This window comes from Algoriphagus sanaruensis (assembly GCF_001593605.1).
Lineage (GTDB): Bacteria > Bacteroidota > Bacteroidia > Cytophagales > Cyclobacteriaceae > Algoriphagus > Algoriphagus sanaruensis.
The window spans coordinates 2,058,443-2,079,493 of record NZ_CP012836.1 but is presented as its reverse complement, the minus strand read 5'-3'; the positions used below and the strand labels follow the sequence as shown (position 1 = coordinate 2,079,493).

At 41.8% G+C, this 21,051-nt stretch carries 15 protein-coding genes; 6 read left to right on the top strand and 9 right to left on the bottom strand.

The window, feature by feature from the left end; translation table 11 throughout:
- The first annotated feature begins 75 nt into the window (after window positions 1-75).
- The 3 genes from AO498_RS09135 (at window position 76) to AO498_RS09125 (ending at window position 4,126) form a co-directional block, all read left to right on the top strand.
- On the top strand, window positions 76-2,088 hold the full coding sequence (locus AO498_RS09135; protein ID WP_067546354.1) for an alpha amylase C-terminal domain-containing protein: 2,013 nt from the start codon (window positions 76-78) through the stop codon (window positions 2,086-2,088).
- 100 nt (window positions 2,089-2,188) lie between these two features.
- Window positions 2,189-2,551, top strand: coding sequence for a VOC family protein (locus tag AO498_RS09130; RefSeq protein ID WP_067546351.1), 363 nt, complete (start codon window positions 2,189-2,191; stop codon window positions 2,549-2,551).
- 135 nt (window positions 2,552-2,686) lie between these two features.
- Entirely contained in the window at window positions 2,687-4,126 is a 1,440-nt protein-coding gene (locus AO498_RS09125) for a sulfatase family protein (RefSeq protein ID WP_067546348.1), read from the top strand.
- Window positions 4,127-4,233: 107 nt separating this feature from the next.
- Here AO498_RS09125 and AO498_RS09120 read toward each other — a convergent pair whose 3' ends face one another.
- A complete protein-coding gene (locus AO498_RS09120; protein WP_157883970.1) occupies window positions 4,234-5,625 on the bottom strand; it encodes a S41 family peptidase in 1,392 nt (463 codons plus the stop codon).
- Window positions 5,626-5,837: 212 nt separating this feature from the next.
- Between AO498_RS09120 and AO498_RS09115 the strand changes: the two genes are divergently transcribed.
- Window positions 5,838-7,019 carry a cytochrome-c peroxidase gene (locus AO498_RS09115; RefSeq protein WP_082792212.1) on the top strand — a complete coding sequence of 394 codons (1,182 nt, stop codon included), beginning with the start codon at window positions 5,838-5,840 and terminating at the stop codon, window positions 7,017-7,019.
- 92 nt (window positions 7,020-7,111) lie between these two features.
- Here AO498_RS09115 and katG read toward each other — a convergent pair whose 3' ends face one another.
- From katG to lpxK, 8 genes are all read right to left on the bottom strand, one after another.
- Entirely contained in the window at window positions 7,112-9,316 is a 2,205-nt protein-coding gene (katG, locus tag AO498_RS09110) for a catalase/peroxidase HPI (RefSeq protein ID WP_067546342.1), read from the bottom strand.
- A 253-nt stretch (window positions 9,317-9,569) separates the two neighbouring features.
- Window positions 9,570-10,643, bottom strand: coding sequence for an acyl-CoA dehydrogenase family protein (locus tag AO498_RS09105; RefSeq protein WP_067546339.1), 1,074 nt, complete (start codon window positions 10,641-10,643; stop codon window positions 9,570-9,572).
- 108 nt (window positions 10,644-10,751) lie between these two features.
- Complete coding sequence (locus AO498_RS09100; RefSeq protein ID WP_067550379.1) at window positions 10,752-12,047, bottom strand: prolyl oligopeptidase family serine peptidase; 1,296 nt, start codon at window positions 12,045-12,047, stop codon at window positions 10,752-10,754.
- A 163-nt stretch (window positions 12,048-12,210) separates the two neighbouring features.
- Window positions 12,211-13,902, bottom strand: coding sequence for a GMC oxidoreductase (locus AO498_RS09095; RefSeq protein ID WP_067546336.1), 1,692 nt, complete (start codon window positions 13,900-13,902; stop codon window positions 12,211-12,213).
- Between the two features lie 135 nt (window positions 13,903-14,037).
- The gene (locus tag AO498_RS09090) at window positions 14,038-15,282 is read right to left on the bottom strand and encodes an ABC transporter permease (RefSeq protein WP_067546333.1); all 1,245 of its coding nucleotides are present in this window, start codon (window positions 15,280-15,282) and stop codon (window positions 14,038-14,040) included.
- Window positions 15,283-15,433: 151 nt separating this feature from the next.
- Window positions 15,434-16,045: a MiaE family protein gene (locus AO498_RS09085; protein WP_192842550.1), complete on the bottom strand. Its 612-nt coding sequence runs from the start codon at window positions 16,043-16,045 to the stop codon at window positions 15,434-15,436.
- Between the two features lie 76 nt (window positions 16,046-16,121).
- Entirely contained in the window at window positions 16,122-18,080 is a 1,959-nt protein-coding gene (locus tag AO498_RS09080; RefSeq protein WP_067546331.1) for a putative porin, read from the bottom strand.
- Entirely contained in the window at window positions 18,077-19,126 is a 1,050-nt protein-coding gene (gene lpxK / locus AO498_RS09075) for a tetraacyldisaccharide 4'-kinase (RefSeq protein WP_067546329.1), read from the bottom strand. Before lpxK ends, AO498_RS09080 begins: the two co-directional genes overlap by 4 nt.
- Before the next feature lie 39 nt (window positions 19,127-19,165).
- On the opposite strand from lpxK, the gene AO498_RS09070 reads away from it, so the two are divergent.
- Entirely contained in the window at window positions 19,166-20,266 is a 1,101-nt protein-coding gene (locus AO498_RS09070) for a Nif3-like dinuclear metal center hexameric protein (RefSeq protein WP_067546327.1), read from the top strand.
- A gap of 3 nt (window positions 20,267-20,269) precedes the next feature.
- Window positions 20,270-21,040: a zinc ribbon domain-containing protein gene (locus AO498_RS09065; RefSeq protein ID WP_067546325.1), complete on the top strand. Its 771-nt coding sequence runs from the start codon at window positions 20,270-20,272 to the stop codon at window positions 21,038-21,040.
- Window positions 21,041-21,051 lie beyond the last annotated feature (11 nt).

The window sequence follows — 21,051 nt, the reverse complement described above, 5'->3', positions numbered from 1 at the left end:
GTGGCTTTTTTATTTCTTCGACTTCCAATCCATGCATTTTTTCATAAATTCAAAAATTACTAATCCATACTTTTTGTGAGCCAAAAATCGCTACAAATACTAACTGATGAATCTTGGTTGCAGCCTTACAGCGCAACAATCCAATCTCGATACGAACGGTTCCAAGCTGCCATTCGCACCATTAATGACTACTCAGGAAGTATCCTGGAGTTTGCACGAATGCATGAATACTATGGGATCCATTTCGATAAAATCCGAAAAGGTTGGATCTATCGTGAGTGGGCACCAGCTGCAAAGGCCCTGTTTCTCATGGGTGATTTCAACTGGTGGGATCGAAATTCACACCCGCTAAAAAGAAACCATCGTGGAGATTGGGAGATTTTTCTTCCATTTGACCAATACTATCAGACCTTTGTCCATGGCAGCAAAATAAAGGTTCGCGTCATCGGAGCCAATGATTCAGACCTCGACCGAATCCCCGCCTATATTCGAAGGGTAATTCAGGACGAAAATACACACGACTTTGCTGGGCAACTTTGGTTTCCAGAAACTCAATTTCAATGGACTGATCAGCACTTTTCCCTGAAAGAACCCGCCAAAATGCCCCTGATCTATGAATGCCACGTGGGTATGGCTCAAGAAAAACTTGGGGTTGGAACCTACAAGGAATTCGAAGATTTGATTCTCCCCCGCATCAAAGCCGGGGGCTACAATGCCATCCAAATGATGGCGGTCATGGAGCATCCTTACTACGGTTCATTTGGCTATCACGTTTCCAATTTCTTTGCACCCTCTTCTCGGTTTGGCACTCCGGAAGAATTGAAAAGTTTGATCAATACCGCCCACCAAATGGGGATCGCAGTGATCATGGATATCGTGCATTCCCATGCCGTGAAAAACGTCCTCGAAGGTCTCAACGAGTTTGACGGAAGCGAAGATCAATACTTTCATCCTGGAGCTCGTGGCTATCATGAGGGATGGGATTCCAAGCTTTTCAATTATGGCAAGTGGGAAGTTCAGCAGTTTTTACTTTCGAATATTCGCTATTGGCTCGAGGAATTTCACTTTGACGGGTTCCGATTTGATGGAGCCACCTCAATGCTCTACCATCATCATGGTCATACGTCCTTCGATTCGGCAGACAAGTATTTCGATGCCGGAGTGGACGAAGAGGCTGTCCTCTATTTTCAGTTAGCTAATACGCTAATCCATGGATTGAAACCTGAGGCTATATCCATCGCGGAAGAGGTGAGTGGGATGCCGGGATTGAGTCGAAGAGTGGATGAAGGAGGTTTAGGTTTTAATTTCCGTTTAGCGATGGGAATTCCGGATTATTGGATCAAAACGCTCAAGCATAAACTCGACGAGCAATGGGACATGTTTGAGCTTTGGCACGAGCTGACCAACCGACCGCTTCGTGAAAAGTCCATCGCCTATGCCGAAAGTCATGATCAGGCGCTGGTCGGGGACAAAAGCATTGCTTTCTGGCTGATGGACAAAGAGATGTACTTCTCCATGTCTGTTTTGGAGCAAAATCTCGTAGTAGATCGAGGTATCGCTTTGCACAAATTGATCCGCATGATCACCATTTCTTTGGGTGGAGAGGGTTATTTGAATTTTATCGGAAATGAGTTTGGCCATCCGGAGTGGGTGGACTTCCCAAGGTTAGGAAATGACTGGAGCTATCAATACGCCAGAAGACAATGGTCTTTGGTGGATACCCCACACCTTCGATACCAACAACTCGACGCTTGGGATAAGACCATGATTCACTTGGTCGAAAAACACCAGCTTTTATCCACCGGCCCTGCCGAGCAACTCTACTTGGATCCTGACAAAAAGATCTTGGCTTATACCCGTCGAGGATTGATTTTTGTATTTTCTTTCCATCCGACTGAGTCTTTTTTCGGCTTCCCGATACGAATGCCTGAGGCCGGAACTTACCATATTCTACTCAACTCAGATGAAAAAATCTTTGGTGGCTTCGAGCGCCTAGACAAGTCCATCGCCTACCCTACCGACAATGACCAACAGGTACATTTGTATTTACCCAATCGAGTGGTGATAGTGATGGAGAGGAAAAAGTAATTTCTAGCAACCTTAAAAAATAACTATACAATCGCATCTGGTTGATAGGTAAATATTTAAAAGGCTATCAATCAAAACCCACGAAAAATCAATAATCACCATGAATTTCACAAAACTAGTCCTAAGTGTTTTTTACACCGATCTAGAAGATGGGCTAAAGCTATTTGTGGAATGCCTTCAATTTACAATCGTTCACAAAGACTTGAATACCGCACAACCCTATTGTGTATTAAATAAGGACGTTATTAGCCTCATGGTTTTTCAAGACGAAAAATTAGCCAAAGAACATCACCCAGAACTTCGACTAGTCACTGAAAATATTGAGGAAGTTTTTAAAAAAATAGCCGATTCACACCCACATCTTCTACACCCTAATCTGAACAAAGTTACTCTTAGACCTTGGGGAGCTAAAGAGTTTGCGATTATGGATACTCAATTAGGCATTAGATTTCAGCAATGGTAATGGGTTGAAATAAGTTTTGACCTATAGCTATCAATTTTAAGAACCTCACAATCAGTTAACTATTTCTTTTTGATTATCCTGCTACTCTCCCCATTGTCCAAAAGTTTCCTTACATTCAAGTAAGCTACTTGAACTATGAAACATTTTGCTTTTTGGATTTCAATTCTTCTTGGGTTCCCTTCGTTTTGTTTTGCACAGCAAGCCTCTACCCCACCCAATATCATTGTGATTTTTGCAGATGATTTGGGATATGGGGATTTGGGGGTCTTTGGCAATCCAAACATTCAGACGCCAAACCTAGATCAAATGGCATTTGAAGGTCAAAAGTGGACCAATTTTTACGTAGCTGCCTCTGTATGCACTCCAAGTCGGGCAGGATTATTAACTGGCCGCTTACCTATCCGCTCGGGAATGGCTAGCAGTAACAAACGGGTTTTGTTTCCAGACTCGAAAGGAGGCCTTCCTCAAAGTGAACTGACCATTGCTCGCTTACTCAAATCCGTAGGATATCAAACCGCCGCCATCGGTAAATGGCACCTAGGCCACCTTCCCTCCCACCGAGCCATTGATCATGGATTTGACTCCTATTTTGGAATCCCCTTTTCTAATGATATGAATCGGGTAGAATCCATTGAAGGATTGAATTGGATTGATGGGCAAATCCAACTTGCCGAAGAGGAGAGATACCAAGCGTACAATGTCCCACTGATGCGAAATGAAACGGTCCTTGAGCAACCTACTGACCAACGAACACTTACCAAACGCTACACCGAAGAAGCCATTTCCCAGATCAAAAACCGAAATGGAAAGCCCTTTTTTATTTATCTCGCTCATTCCCTACCCCATATTCCGCTTTTTCGATCTGAGGAGTTTAAAGGAAAATCAAAAGCTGGTATTTACGGGGACGTCATCGAGGAGATTGACTGGTCGGTAGGGCAAATTCTCCAAACTCTCCGAGAAGAGGGTATCGCAGAAAACACCTTGGTAGTATTTACTTCAGATAATGGTCCATGGCATATCTTCAAAACCCAAGGAGGATCGGCTGGTCCTCTTCGTGGAGCAAAAGGCGGAACTTTTGAAGGGGGTATGCGCGAACCCACCATTTTCTGGTGGCCTGGAAAACTCCAGCGTGGAGTGGTAATGGATATGGCAACCACCCTAGATTTATTACCAACTTTTGCCAATTTAAGCCTAGCCAAACTTCCTCAAGACCGAGTATACGATGGATTCGATCTGACGCCTTTATTGATTGGAACTGGAAAAAGTGGTCGAGAAACGGTCTTCTATTACCATGGCACGGAGGTATTTGCAGTTCGTTGGGGAAATTATAAAGCCCACTTTTTCACCCAAAACGAATATGGTACACAAACTGCCCATCCGATTACTGTTCCTCCAACGGAGATTTTGAGTCAAAAAACGGAGCACGAAATCCCACTGTTATTCAACCTAGCAGAGGATCCGGGTGAACGATTAAATATTGCCGAAAAGCATCCCGAAATCATTGCGCATATCAGAACAATCCTTCTTGCCCACAAGCAATCCGTCGTTCCTGTTGAAAATCAACTCGAGAAATAAGACGTCGCTGCCTTTATATTTTTTCTCAAAACCAAGAATTACATCGGGACGGAATAGGAATAATGAACGGTTCTTTCTTGAAAATCACATTGAGAAACATAGCAAACCTATTTCAAAAGTTCTAATGCGCGCATCAAAACAGGATCATAACCATCCAATACCTCTTGTGGACTTGGTGTGATTTTCTCATCGGGCAAAATCCCGCGATTTGTATCTAGGCCAGAAGGCAGATCAGGCATGTGAAACCCTAACCTTGGAATCCCTAAATCAATTTTGGAATTGGGCAAAGTCACAATGCTAAAGAACCCACTGCTATTGAGTGCAGCACCACCGGCAGTTTCAGTCCCGAGGAATCGCCCCCTATGATCAGCTTTCACCCGAGCTGAAAATTCGGTAGAAACCGAAAAAGTCTGCCCATCCACCAATACTATCAATTCACCTTGAAACGCATTTTGAGTTGGCTTAAATAGCCGCTTGGGTGAAAATCGAAAACCACAGTCGCCTTGGTCACATTTCGAAAAGGAATTGGCAATCCGGAAAATTCGAGAGGTGTGAACTTCAAATTCCAGATTTTGATTGGGTTGTGTACTGACTTTTGAATAATACCGAAAGGGCTTCAAAGCCAAATATCGATATAACTCAATGCCAAATTTTTCATTGCCACCTTCATTTCCTCGAAGGTCAAGAATCAACTTTTGAACACGTTGATCTTGAAGTTCCTGAAAGCTTTCTTTTAAAAATCGATTAAAATCAGGCTCCCCTTTGAAGGTGAAAAATCGATGAATCTTCATGATTCCAGCTTGCTCTTGGGGTCTAATTTCAAATGAAAAAGGTCCAGAAGTAACAGGAAACGCTTTCTCGATCTCAGCTTTACTTACCCCTTTTAAATTCAGGATCTGCCGCTTCCCTTCAGTCTCAAGTTCTACGGAATAGGTTTTTGACACCCCAAATTGATTGGAATACAAGGCCGAAAAGTATCGATTCAACTGAAAAAAATAACCTCCTTGACTCCATCCATCTCCAAAAGTTAGGTTGTCCGATAGGATAGAAATGATTTCTTGAATCGGCTTTCCATCAATAGAAATCACTTTTGAAAGAGTGGGGACATTTTCTTGACCAAAAGAATGTAAGACCCGAATCTTCTCCTCCTCAATGTGAAGCCGAAGCGGGAACAAATCCTGCTCAAAAAATGGATAATACTGATCCTTCCCCCGAACGATCCATTTCAAATGACCATCCTTTACCTGGCTAATAACTGGAAGCATGGCTTGATAAAATTCCCGCTGGGAGATTGGCTGTTGGAATTTTTGACTGAGTTTTTCAAAAGATTCCGAAAAATCAGATTGACTCTGATATCGATAAAGTTCGGGATGAAATGCCTCTAAACTTTCTTTAAAAACCTTCAAATCAAGTTGGATTTGCTCAGGGCTAAGGGTCTGCGAAAAAACAGGACTGACTCTCAGCATCAGCAGTAATGGTACTAGGAATATTCGTTTCATAGTTGGCTTCGTTTTTCTTCTAGATGCCTTTTGTATCTGAGAAGTTGCAAAAGGTTCTTTAATGCGATTAAAATTTTTCAATTTGGCTATAGCTCCAAAAAAAATGGGTTGGAGGCTAGCATTTTGGAAGTAGAAATTAAAACAAATTAACATTTTGTAAGAGTAAACTTGAGCCTACTAGCAGAGTCAAAAAAGGAAAGACTTCAAAAATTATGACAATAAACAAACTAATAGTCCTCTCGACCTCCATTTTGATTGGGCTCATTCTTTTTAGCTGCCAAAAAGAAGATGACTTTAATCCAACTTTTGGACAATATCTAAACCTCCCGACAAAACCTTTTGACTACAGCAGTCTGAATTTACCGACCTATTTTGTAACAAACGTACCCGGATCTCCTCTTCCTACTTCGATTTTGGGAACAGATAATACTCCTTCAAACAATCCGATAACTGATGAGGGAGCCACCTTAGGAAGAGTTTTGTTTTATGATAAAAATCTAAGTGCAAATGGCACCATTTCCTGTGCTTCCTGTCATAAACAAGAAAAAGGGTTTTCTGATGATAATGAATTCAGCTTAGGATTTGACGGAGATCGGACTCGGAGGCATTCTATGACCTTGATTAACTCTCGTTTTTACCAAAGAGGAAGATTCTTCTGGGACGAAAGAGCGAGCACTTTAGAAGAACAAGTTTTGATGCCTTTTCAAGACCCCATTGAAATGGGAATGATATTAAATCAATTGGTTGAAAAGGTTCAATCGCAACCTTATTACTCCGAATTATTTAAACAAGCCTTTGGATCGGATCAAGTAAGTGCCCAAAAAATCTCCCTTGCCTTGGCACAATTCGTAAGAAGCATTATAAGCTACTCCAGTAAATATGATCAAGGAAGGGTTCAGGTTGCTGCTTTGGGTGCTAATTTTCCAAATTTTACAGAAGAAGAAAATCTTGGAAAGAATTTATTCTTAGCTCCTATTTCCAACGGAGGAGGGGCATGTTTTGGATGCCATACCACAGAAGCTTTTGTTAGTGCAAATCCAGGTCCTCAAAATAATGGACTTGATGGTAATTCGGTTTCAGATTTAGGGGCTGGTGAAGTGTTTAATAATCCAATATTTGTCGGCAGATTTAAAACCCCTTCCCTTAGAAATATTGAATTGACTGCACCATATATGCATGATGGAAGATTTAAAAGTTTGGAAGAAGTTATTGAGCATTACTCAAATGGAATTCAGCCCCACCCTACATTATCACCGGCTTTGAGAGATTCTAATGGAAATCCTATTAGACTTAATTTGACTCAAACCGAAAAATCTGCTCTGGTTGCATTTCTAAAAACCCTTACTGACCCCAGTATTTCTACTCAGGAAAAATGGAGTGATCCGTTTAAATAAACTTTGACCAATAGAAAGTATCTAGGATTCTAACAAAAAAAGCGGTCCCTTTCGAGACCGCTTTTGAAGTGATAAACTCTTTTCTACTTCTATTACTTTAGATCAAATCGATCTAAGTTCATTACTTTGGTCCATGCTGCCACAAAGTCTTTGACAAACTTCGATTTTCCATCCTCGCAAGCATATACCTCAGCATAAGCTCTCAATTCAGTATTTGAACCAAAAATCAAATCTGCGCGTGTGGCTGTCCACTTAGGTTCACCAGATTTACGATCACTACCTACAAAGACATTTTGCTTGTCTGAAGTAGCTCTCCAAGTAGTTCCCATATCAAGCAGATTGACGAAGAAATCATTGGTCAATTGACCTGGAGTAGAAGTAAACACACCATGCTTACCACCATCCCAGTTAGCACCCATTGCTCTCATACCACCTACGAGGGCAGTCATTTCAGGTGCAGTCAAAGTCAATAATTGTGCTTTATCAACCAAAGCCTCTTCCGCTTTCACGGTGCAATCAGCTGACATATAATTTCTGAAACCATCAGCCCAAGGCTTCAACCACTCGAAAGAATCCACTTCGGTTTCTTCCTGAGAAGCATCGGTACGTCCAGGAGTAAATGGAACTTCGATTGCGAAACCAGCATCTTTGGCAGCTTTCTCTACACCAGCACAACCGCCTAAAACGATCAAGTCGGCCATAGAGATTTTCTTTCCTCCAGAAGCAGTGCTGTTAAATTCTTCCTGAATGCTAGCCAACACACCCAATACTTTGCTCAATTGAGCAGGGTTGTTAGCTTCCCAGTTTTTCTGTGGCTCTAGACGGATGCGACCACCATTGGCTCCACCTCTGAAGTCAGAACCACGGAAGGTTGAAGCAGAAGCCCAAGCAGCAGAAACCAACTCAGCCACGGTCAAGCCAGAAGCCAAAATATTAGCTTTCAAGCCAGCGATATCAGCTGCATCAGCCAATGGATGGTTTACCGCTGGGATTGGATCTTGCCAGATCAAATCTTCAGCCGGTACTTCAGGACCTTTGTAACGAGCCTTTGGTCCCATATCTCTATGCGTTAATTTAAACCAAGCTCTAGCAAAAGCATCTGCAAAGTATTCTGGATCTTCATAGAATTTTCTGGACACCTTTTCATAGTCAGGATCAAATCTCATAGACAAGTCCGTGGTCAACATGAAAGGCTTATGGAATTTGCCAGGGATGTGTGCGTCAGGAATGATCGCTTCGGCATTCTTGGCTACCCACTGATGAGCTCCTGCCGGGCTGGTAGTTAATTCCCATTCGTATTCAAACAAAAACTTAAAGTAGTCATGACCCCACTTGGCCGGAGTAGATGTCCAAGCACCTTCCAAACCGGAGGTGATGGTATCTGCACCATGACCTGTGCCATAGGTACTGTTCCAGCCTGTGCTCATCTCTTCGATAGAAGCACCCGCGGGTTCAGCGCCTACATATTTACCTGGATCAGCAGCACCGTGAGTCTTTCCGAAGGTGTGGCCACCTGCGATCAAAGCGCAAGTTTCTTCATCATTCATGGCCATACGACCAAAAGTTTCTCGGATTGCTTTTGCAGCCAATACTGGATCTGGCACTTTGTTAGGACCTTCTGGGTTCACATAAATCAAACCCATCTCAGTAGCTCCAAGTGGATTTTCCAAGGCTTCTGGATTACGGTGAGCAACCCATTCTTTCTCAGAACCCCAATAGATATCCTGCTCAGGCTCCCAAACGTCTGCACGACCACCACCGAAACCAAAAGTTTTGAAGCCCATTGATTCCAATGCTACATTACCGGTCAAGATCATCAAGTCCGCCCAAGAAAGCTTTTTGCCATACTTTTGCTTTACTGGCCAAAGTAGCAAACGAGCCTTATCCAAGTTGGCATTATCAGGCCAAGAGTTCAATGGAGCGAAACGCTGCGTACCTGTTCCAGCACCTCCACGTCCATCTTGCACGCGATAAGTACCGGCACTATGCCAAGCCATACGGATCATAAATGGACCATAATGACCATAGTCTGCTGGCCACCAATCCTGAGAAGTAGTCAATACCTTTTCGATATCCGCCTTTACTTCAGCAAGGTTTAATGACTCAAATTCCTTTGCATAGTCAAATCCTTCTTCCATTGGATTGGAAAGTGAAGAATGCTGACGAAGAATATTGAGTTTTAGTTGGTTTGGCCACCAATCAACATTCTGCTGACCTTTACCAGCAGCAGCGGCCATAGAGCCATTGTGGAAAGGACATTTTGAAATGTCTCCTCCGTTTCCGTGATGTGAATCCATAGTTTATCGTTTAGTTTGAGTTTAATTCTACGCGAATTTAAAAAAAGACTTACGTATAAAAATTATTTTCCGATTGATAAAAACTATGACTCTTGTCAGGAAATAGGGGATGCTTGGTGGCTTGGAAGTAAAGAAGTTGGGAGGCTTAGAGGTTTGGGCGAATGGAAGTAAGGAGGTTTGAGCAGAGCAATTGGAGTAGGTTTCGATTTCTCAGATCACAGCTGATTACTCCTAGCCTCTTAGCAGCAAAACTTCAAAAAGGAAAAGTCAATAGCGCATGCTGACTCACTGTATTGAAATCCCGCCAAACTCGGTTGAGTTCAGTGTGGGTTTTAGCAGCCTCCAAACCCGCGAAAGGATGCATCTTTGAATTGATTTCCCGACAAATTTGAGAGAGTTTTCGACTGGTAAGACTAACTGATTTAAGCGTTTTAAAAGAAATTTTTCCTATGTTTTCCAACTCTTCCCAAGCAAGTTCAATCGATTCATAAAACTTACTTCTGCCCGTATCCAATTTAGATGCGCAGGCTTTTTCCAATTTCAGAAAATAATTTAATTGCCTCGGATCAAACTTTCGGAATTCATGTCGCTTCCAAAAAGATTCGGAAATCAGATCTTGGAGATGTCGGGTAATTCCCAGAATGTTTGCCACCAAAGTAGCTTCAGCAAATTGAAGAAAAGGAAACCGATAGATCGATTCTGATCTTTTTATTTTTTCAGGTAAAATCTCAAATCCCCTATTTTCAGGAACAAGTAGATTTTCGGTTTTGAAAGCATGGCTTCCTGTCGCAATCATCCCCATATAGCTCCAGCCATCGAGGATTTCCACTTCCTCTTTTTTTAGAATAAAAGCTTTTACAAATGGCTTTCCATTTTCATCTAGTTGAGGTTTTCCTCCCTCCCACAGTTCACAATTTGCGGTAAAATGAGTGGCATGCAAGGCCCCTGACGCATAAGTCCAACTTCCAGAAATCTCAAATTGCGCCCCTACTCGATTGGCCTTTCCACCTACGAAGCCACTTCCAGCCAAACAAACCTCCGGATCAGCAAAAATTTCTTGGCTGAGTTTCTCATCCAAAAATCCAACAAACCAAGCTGCTCCGGCACAAAGAGTGACCGTCCAACCCATGCTTGCATCTTGTTTGGCAATTTGTTCCTCCAGCTCCAATCCCTGCTTTAAGCTCAAACCTAAACCACCCAGCTCCTGTGGAACGAACAATTTAAACCATTTTCTCCTATAAATCAGATCGAGCATTTCTGGACTTAATCTTCCCAGTTTTTCAGCTTTGGAAGCCCAATCATTAGTAATTAATTCGGATGATTGCATAGGCCAAGTTTACGAAAAAAAAGACCTGTCAGGTTTCGAAACTTGACAGGTCTTAGCGTGAAAAATCGTTCTATATTTTAGTCTATGAGAAGATTTCTGGATAGTGAATTACTTTTTCTTTTTCTGCGCTGCCATCCATTCCATGATGGTCACAGGCCGACCATTGAGCATCACAGGAGAGCCATCAAAATCGGTTCTTGCGACATTAGCATGAGAGTAAATCCATGACCAATGTCCATTGTATCGGAAATTTTCTCCCCCGTAAAAGCCTGTAATATCATGAACATTGTCATAATAGGTAAAGTAGACATTTTTAGCACCGGCCTGCTTCAACCGATGATACAAAGGAACCACCGTCTCATTTGGCTTGGTGGTCATGTCATCTTTGGCATGCACAAACCATATGGGTACATTTTTGATCTTTTGCACTTGCGCATCTGAGATAAACTCATTGTTATACGCCAAAGCAGAAATGTAACCAGCAGCAAAATAATCCGGATGTTCCAGGATCAATTTTAGGGACATATAGCCACCATTTGAACAACCACCAACATAAATTCGAGTCGGATCTACCATTGGATTCTTGGCTACAAAGTCCTGAATCAAAGCAAAAACAGCGGCATTGTAGATGTCATTTGTTTGTCCGCGAGTCATTCCCTCACCGGCATTCATCCAAAAAGTTGGAGTCTGAGGAGCCAAGACAAATGCTCCTTCTCCAAACAAAACTTGCAATTCTGGAGAGGCATAATTAAAGGCTTTATTTCCCATCAAGGCGATGGTCGGATCTGTTCCTCCTTCACCTCCACCATGCAACCAGATGATCAAAGGAGCTTTAGCCTTTAGATTTTTTGGAGAAAAAGCACCATAAGTCAAGGTCGTATTCTCATAGGTGAATTTGCCGGAAAGGTCAAAATCATCGACGATTGGACGGATTCGGCCAGATTCCTCTGCCCAGCTTTTACCTGACTTGGTATGAATGACAGTCACACCATAATCGATCCAAACATTGGAAGCACGGTTCCCCATTCTTAGGTATTGGATACCTGAACCCAAAGGGTTAACTGGACTAACGGAAAGTACTAAGGTCAAATGAGTACCGTCATCTTTTCGGTTTCCGTTTTCATCAGAAGCATAAGAATAAACGATGTTACGCTTACCAGAAGCCTGAGACGCTGGTATTTCGCCTAAGGAAGAAGATCGAGTGACAAAGACTTCAAAATCAGCCGAGTTGGTTTCTTTGGTAGGATTGGCATCTTGAAGAATAACTTTACTGACCGCAGGCCCCCAGTCAAATCCTTCGATCACGAGTTTGTATTTTCCGGGCGTTGGAGGGTTAGTCAGATTTGCCCATCCTGCGATCGGAAGAACAAATAGGAACACCAGAATTCGTACTATTTTTTTCATAAAGGTTAGGTTTTGGGTTTGATAGATATCGATTTGAAATTTCGGAAATGTCAGGAATAGACCTAAAAAAATTACTCGAAAGGCAAGAAGTATAGGAGTTGGGGGTTTGGAAGAGTACCATTTCCTCAAAACTTCCTGACTCCCCACTTATCATCCAACTCCCTTACTTTAAATTCCCCTTTTTCAACTCCTTCACCGCATAATCTACTGCACGAGCGGTCAATGCCATGTAGGTAATCGAAGGGTTTTGCGTCCCGGTGGAAGTCATTGCTGCTCCGTCAGTCACAAAAACATTTGGAGCGAAATGCATTTGATTGAATCCATTTAAGATCGAGGTCTTTGGGTCCCTGCCCATTCTTGCTCCACCCATTTCATGGATATCAAGTCCTGGAGCCTGCTTACTATCTGATTTTCGAATATTGATGCAACCTGCCTTGGTCAGCATTTCCTCTCCTTGGGTCAAAAAGTCCTGAAGTAGTTTTTCATCATTCGAATCATAATCCACGTCCACTTGAAGTTGAGGAATTCCCCAGGAATCTGATAACGAAGTACTGAGAGTTACTTGATTACTTTCTTTCGGAATGGTTTCCCCCTGCATCATCATAAAAACTGACCAAGGTCCTGGGACGGAATTAGCCTCTTTAAATTCAGCACCAAAAGGAATATCCCTTGCTCCTCCCCAGCCTGACCGACCTGCTGTGTAAAAGGACATATAACCCCGAAGAAAATCTGTCTCCTGCTTCTGGACATTCCTAAAATTAGGAAGCATCACCGCAGTAGGCCTTCTGCCATAGTAATACTTATCCTCAAAGCCTTCAAAACCAGCACTGAGTGTCCCTCTGTAATTATGGAAAGCAATGTATTTTCCCAAAACACCAGCATCATTTCCTAGTCCATTTGGAAATCTTGTCGAAGTCGAGTTGAGCAAAATAAGGTTTGTATTTAGACAGGCCGCATTTAAAAAAATGACCTTAGCAAAGTATTCAGTGGCTTGATTGGTTATGCGATCAATGACTCTCACCCCGGTAGCTTTTCCTTTTTCTTCATCCCAAATCACGGAATGTACGACGGAATCAGGACGGATAGTCAGATTTCCTGTTTTCGCTGCTGCAGGAAGCGTGGAGGAGTTTGAGCTAAAATACCCACCAAATGGACAGCCGCGGTAGCATTGATTTCGAGCCATACATTGACCTCTTCCCTGAGCCAGGTGAACCTCATTTGGCTTGGTGAGATGAGCACATCGACCGATGACAAATTTCCGATCTCCATACGCCTCCAGAATCCGCTTTTGGATTTCCTTTTCAACACAATTCATCTCCCATGGGGGGAGAAATTCTCCATCGGGCAGCGTATCTAAGCCATCATAGTTGCCGCTGATCCCCACAAATCGCTCAACATAACTGTACCAAGGGGCGATATCATCGTATCGAATGGGCCAATCCACCGCAAAACCATCTCTAGCTGGCCCTTCAAAATCATATTTACTCCAGCGCTGAGTTTGACGTGCCCAGATGAGGGATTTACCCCCCACCTGATAGCCCCTCACCCAATCGAATGGCTTATTTTGAACATAAGGATGCTCAGTATCTTTTACAAAAAAATGCTGAGTATCCTCCGCATAGGCATAACAGCGATTGACGACAGGATTTTGATTTTCATCAGCCAAGGGCATCCGATTGCGATGAGGCATTTCCCAAGGGGCAGAAGTCATGGTGGGATAATCTTTCAAATGCTCCACTTGACGACCTCTTTCCAATACGAGGGTCTTTAATCCTTTTTCACAAAGTTCTTTGGCAGCCCATCCTCCGGAAATTCCCGAGCCAACTACTATTGCGTCGTATTCATGCGTATTCATACCAGAAAAATAAGATGTTCTTGGCGGACTTCTTTAAAAATTTTGCTTTTCTCAAGGAATAAAAATAGATCAAAAAAAGAACCCCAAGCCCGAAATTGAAATCAAGCTTGGGGTTCTGAATTCTTTTCATTCCATTTATTCGTATCGCAAAGACTCTATTGGATCAAGTCTACTAGCCTTGGATGCAGGGATGTATCCCGCGATCAATCCCACCGCAATACAAATGAAAAAGGAAATGATCATCCATAACCAAGGAACCAAAAATCCTCCCGGGCCTATAAAATTGGCTATGATGTTCCCTATTCCAATTCCTAACATCATTCCAAAAAGACCTCCCACCACACAAATGGTGATCGCCTCCATCAAAAATTGTTGTCTTATTCGGTGAGGAGTTGCCCCAAGAGCCTTTCGAATCCCGATTTCTCGAGTTCGCTCCGTGACAGAAACAAGCATGATATTCATAAGCCCAATGGAAGCGCCAAGAAGCGTAATAAATCCAATCCCAAATCCTCCAATTCTCAAATAACCAGCAACTTCTTCCAAACTCTCTGCTACAGATTGGCTTTTGGTTAACTCGAAAGAATCTTCCTGAGCCACTCTATCCTGACGGATTTTCCGCATAATTCCTGTTGCTTGGCCCATTTCGTATTCGAGTTTCCCTGGATCAGAAGCAACTCCCGTGATTCGGTAATTGAACGTACCTCGTTGATCCAGTCTAGAAGCATTTTCAACTGGGATCAAAATCTGTCGATCAGCTCCTTGATCTCTTCCTACACCGCCTTGCTTTTCAAGAACACCAATGACCGTGTAAGGACGGCCAAACATATTAATCTTTTGATTCATGGGATCCTCATTGCTTTCAAACAAGGTCTCTTCCATTTCTTTTCCGATGATAGCCACTGCAGTACCATATCGAATCTCCATTTGGCTAAAATTCCTACCCTTGGCTAATTTGATTGCTTTGATGGACAAATAATTTTCATCCGCACCTCTTACTCGAGTGTTAGGATTGGTTGTCTTTGATCCACGTTTCACCTCAGCCGCACCCGATACAGTAGTAAAAACAGTCGCTTGACCGATCGCTGTATAGTCCTCTTTAAATTTCCATGCCTCTCGGAAGGTAATAGAAGGATACGATTTCTCGGTTTTACCTTCTTGAACTACCCTGCCACCGTTGAAGCCACGATTTTGAATATCAAATGAATTCGCTCCCAATCCAGCAAAACTCTCTGCAATCTGTGCTTTGATCCCATCAATGGCAGTTAGCATTCCCACCAAGGAAGAAATTCCAATAGCAATAATAGCTCCTGTGAGAACGGTTCGAAGTAGGTTTACTTTTACCGAAGTAAGTGCCTCCCGGACATTTTCGATCAAATTCATAGTGTGTTCGTTTTGGAACAGGTTGGTTTAATATTCAACTGTAATCTTGCTAATTATAAGAAATTGAAATGGAATCTGAAGTTTTCTACTGGATCAATGGTCATTAAAACTTCTAAAACCTCATTTCAATAAATCTAGCATTTCATAAAAATCAATGCATTCGATCTCCTCTAAGCTCCATGTTTTTCAAAACTTCAGCTTCATAAGTCAGCCATTCTTGCCAGCGTTTATTAACCTTTTCTGGATCATAATATTTCCTGGCCATTTCGATAAAGGTTACATAATGACCTGCTTCAGAAATCATCAACTCATAATAGAACTTTTGCAAATCTGAATCCTCGATGTTTTGGGACAAAAGTTTAAACCGTTCACAACTTCTGGCCTCTATCAAGGCATTCATTAACAAGTATTCAGTCAATTGCTGCATCCGACTTCCTCCTTTTTTCACAAATTCATTGAGTTTGGCCACGTATTCATCCTTTCGCTGAGGCCCAAATTTCAATCCCCTTTTCTTGAGCTGATCCATGACTCGCTCAAAATGCCCCCATTCTTCCGCCACAATTGGAGTCAAGGTATCCACCAATTCTTCCAAATCATTGAAACGAACAATCAAACTGATACATGAAGATGCGGCCTTCTGCTCACAATAGGCATGATCAACCAAAATGTCTTCAATTTGCATCTGAGCAATATTTACCCACCTTGGATCAGTCGGTAATTTAAGGTGTAGCATTTTTTGCCTTGTACTTTCTTCCCAGCTCATGGTTATTTTAAACTAGAATTTCTCCTCAGGTAAATGATATTTCAGAGTATAAAACAAATCGGAAGGACTCCCTTGATCAATCAAACAAATACCAAGTAATTCCTAAATCTAGGAAAGATCGATAGCCTGTATAATCAGGAGTAACAAAGTATCCCTCGCGATTTAACATTCCCGCATTTAAATGATTGTATTTGAAAAGGACTCGAGTACGATTAATTCTAAAATCCAGAAAAACATCAGCCACTGGATAGGCATAAACATCAAATCTATTTTGAAGGTGAAACTGCTGCATCGCTGGCATGTACGCCGGTGCGAAATATCCTGATCGATAACGTAAATCAACTCCTAGTTGGACGTACACATTTTCGTTAAAAGCAGGGCTGTCAAAATAAAATCTTGTATTTCCCATTAAGGCAGGGATTCTAAAAGCATCCTTTTCTTCACCCGAAACAGCCGTAAAAATTACTTCTGTATCCCATTTGAATTTTTTACCGACTGGAACATGAGCCTTCAAACTAGGCATTAACATGACGACGCTACTTGAAGTTTGCTGAGGTAAAAATGCCTCATCAAAATAGATGTAATTGTTGATTCGATTAAGAGTAAGAGAAGGTCTAAGTTGAATAGACTTGATATCAAGCTTGATCGTTCCCTTGATTTGATCTAAACCGGTGTCGACAAACTCGGATTCCCATTCGAAATGATTTCCAAAAAATCGTGTCTGGATAGCATTAGGTTGAAACAGTGATTTGGTATATTCCAAATCAAGCCACGGAGAATTGAAAATACCATGAATTCTAAAATTTCCGGGAACCAAATATTCTCCATCCGCGCTGACTGACCATTGCTCAGAAATCTTCCCTATTAATTCACCTCCCAAGTACAATTCATTGAATCTCAAATCTCCTGATTCATACGAAGGACTTCGCATTCTTCCGTTCCGAAACTTGACGAAAGTATTGTAATAAAAGCCTTTGAATGAGCCTTTAATCCCAAATTCATTTCTCCACTCGGCAAAATCCTGTTGCTGTAGTGTGGTATCTGGATTGATTAATCTGGTTTTTGGAAAAAAGAGTGAATCCGACGTAGTGAGATCTGCAAAAAACAAGACGTTTTGATTCTTTCGGTCAAGGGTATGATAGACTTGTAAACCATTACCAAGCTTGTATTCATGATACACATGATAATCTTGTCTAAGGTCCCGAGCTTGGGAATTTTGAAGCCAAACTTTGGCATCCTCATAGGTGAAATACAGGGAGGTAGAATCAACCTCAGGAGGAATGATCCCCCCGATTTCACTTACGACATGCTTCATTCTAGAAAAAGCCCCTAAAATCCAATATCGACCATTTTCAGATCGATAATTGGTATGAAATGCATAAGAATTTTGATTGGCTAAGTGATCGTCTCGATTGACTGGATTGAGGGTTTTTCGAACTCGATAGGTGGAAAATTCAAAGCCCAAATTCCATCTTGGATTGACATTACGGGCAAAGGTGATGTCCAGTAAATTCCGGTTTCCTCCACCAAAAAATGCTGACATTTCTGTAAAGGGTGACTTTGTATCAAAATACCTTCTTTTGGCAGGGTCTTTAAAATACAAATCATAAGCATGGAGTCCCGAGCGAGTTCCAATTACTTCCGGAGCCTCAAAAAAGATGGATTGGGAAGCACTTCCAATATTCCCCAGATCCTGGTATTTCCAGCCACTTTTCGCAACTGGATCATAATTGTGAAAATTGGTAAGAGAGGTATCTTGCTCAAAAAGCTTGAGGGAATTTCGCTTGAGATCTTTCTCAAAGAAAAAAAGCGAAGTTTTAGGGCCATAAACCTGCCGTGTACTATCATCCAACAATGCCTTCCTTCCAGTATCCTGTTCTTGCTCATCAGGATTCACTAACTGCCTTTCGGATCGATTAACAGCAGGAAAACCCGAAGATTGCCCCTGCTGCTGTGGAATTGGTCGCTGAGCCCAGGCTGAGAAAACTGCCATGACGGTAAAAATCACCGCAAGTATGAGTTTTTTCAAGTTCATTGTGGAATACGGATTTTTTCTCTGATCGAGCACAATAGCAGTTCCTCTTCGTTAGGGGCAAATTTGACGGTAATCGGAAGGGCAAAAATCGGAATTTCCCCCAAAAATCCCTGTTTCGCTAGCAATTTAAGTTTTTGGGAATCTTTTTCTGTGGTAAGGATTACGGGAGTTTCTTGGGATTGTTTATTGATCCATCTAAGGATTTCAAGCCCATCCTTTTCCGAATAATCATGATGGTCCGCGAAATGAAATGCGTGGACTACTCTGAAATTTTCGCCACAGTACATTTGAAACAAGCGATCATCAGCCAATCCGGAAACCAAAATCACAGGCTGATCCTTGAATTTATCCAGAGAGTTGATTGCATATGGCACCCCATAGTCCAATTTCGAATACATTACATTCTTTGATCCAACAATTTTTTGAATAGAAGACTTGATAGCATCTTTTTTGTTAGGATTTGGGACGTGAGGGGTTTTGCTCACAACTATCAAATCTGCTCGTTTTGCACCTGTTCTTGCTTCTCGAAGTCTCCCCAAAGGCATCAAGAAATCTTTAAAAAATGGCCGATCGTAAGGAGTCAGCAATATTGAAAAATGAGGCAAAAGTTTCCGATGCTGAAAAGCATCATCTAAAATCACCAAATTGATTTGAGGATGTTTTGAATGAATGATTTGAAGCGCCTTCAAGCGATCCTCACCAACAAAAACTGGTATTTGTCCATGAAACTTATGGTGAATCTGCAGGGGCTCATCTCCTATTGATTCCGGGGTAGAATTTGCTTCAGCTTGCAAAAACCCTTTGGTTTTCCTGCCATATCCTCTACTCAATACTGCCAAGGAATAGTTTTGGCTTAAATTGTTGATTAGATATTCCACCATGGGTGTTTTACCCGTTCCGCCAACTGACAAGTTTCCAACCACAAGAGTTTGAATGGGAGCAGTTTCACTTTTTACTATTCCCCAATCAAAAAATAAATTTCGCATCCAGGTAATCCCGAAATAGATCAAGGCAAAAGGAGCGAGAAGAATAGAATACCAAGGCATTAACCAGAATTACTAATTTTGATCAAAGAAAAGAAAAATATGGGACACCGAATTCAGGAAATCATTCAGGTCTTGGAACAATGGGCTCCACCAGCCTACCAAGAAAGTTATGATAATGCAACCTTGATTTGTGGGGATAGAAATGCAAAAGTAACAGGAGTGATTTCAACGCTTGACTGTACAGAGAAGGTTGTAGACGAAGCTATCGAACTTGGAGCAAACCTGATTATTGCACATCATCCGATTGTGTTTAAAGGTTTGAAGAGTTTGACTGGGAAAAATTATGTCGAACGAACCATCCTCAAAGCCATCAAAAACGACGTTTCCATCTATGCGATCCACACCAATCTCGACCATGTAGCAACTGGAGTCAATAAGCGAATCTGTGATCAATTAGGACTTCTTAACACCAGAATTCTTCAACCCAAACGTCAAGCACTTTCTAAATTGGTATTTTTTGTTCCGCCATCACATAAAGACCAAGTGCTTCAAGCAGTTTTTGAGGCTGGTGCCGGGCAAATCGGAGAATACAAGGATTGTTCCTTTCAAGTGGAAGGGAGTGGCACCTTTACTCCATCTGATCGAGCTAACCCACACCTCGGAACTCGAGGCGTCCCTCATGTAGAATCAGAAATTAGAATCGAGGTCATTCTCCCTCATTATCTTCAAGGAAAAGTACTTTCGGCGATGAGGTCTTCCCATCCTTATGAAGAAGTAGCCTATTACCTCCAGCCCTTAGAAAATGAAAATCAGGAAGTTGGTGCAGGAATGATCGCAGAATTACCCACACCACTCTCCGAGAATGATTTTTTGGATGCATTAAAAGAGAAGATGAATCTTTCTGTCATCAAGCATACTGCATTTATAAATAAACCAATTCAACGTGTAGCAGTGTGCGGGGGAGCGGGAATTTTCTTACTTTCGGAAGCGAAAAGAGCTAAAGCCGATATTTTTATCACCGCGGACGTGAAATATCATGAATTCTTTGATGCAGAAGATCAATTGGTCCTTTGCGATATCGGGCATTATGAAAGTGAAATTTTTACAAAAGATTTAATTGCCGAATTTTTGTCAATAAAATTTCCTAATATTGCACTCTATTTGTCAAAAGTAGTCACAAATCCCACATCCTACCGATAGTACATGGAAAGTACAGTAGCACAGAAACTCGAAGCTATCTACAACCTTCAACTTATAGATTCAAGACTTGACGCCATCATTAAAGTACGGGGAGCTCTCCCAGAAGAGGTTCAAGACCTTGAGGATGAAATAGCAGGCTACGAAACTCGTCTAGAAAAATTCCAAAGAGACATAGAGGCTTTTGAGGAAGACATCAAACGACACAAGGAAAACATTAAAGAATCTGAAAAACTGATCAAAAAGTATCAAGATCAGCAGATGAATGTTAGAAACAACCGTGAATATGATGCGATCACAAAAGAGCTTGAGCTTCAGGATTTAGAAATTCAAGTTTCTAAGAAGAAAATTGCTGAGACTGGAGTTAAAATCGACAACAAAAAGGCCGATCTTGACCAACTCAGCAACTTGATGAAAGATCGTCAGAAAGATCTTGATCTTAAGAAAGACGAACTATCAACCATCGTTTCGGAAAGTGAATCTGAAGAAGCTAAGTTGATGGCTGATCGTGAGAAAGCTTCCAAAAAAGTAGAAGACAGACTTATCAAGTCCTACACTAAGATCAGAGCAAATGCCAAGAACGGTCTTGCTGTAGTAATGGTGAAAAGAGGAGCTTGCGGTGGTTGTTTCAACACAGTTCCTCCCCAAAGACAGGCTGATATCCGCGAAAAGAAAAAACTTATTGTTTGTGAACATTGCGGAAGAATCCTTGCAGGCGTCGAAGATGAAGTTGAAGACGAAACTGTAAAAACAAAAAGAAAATCAGCGAAAGCTTAAATCATAAATCC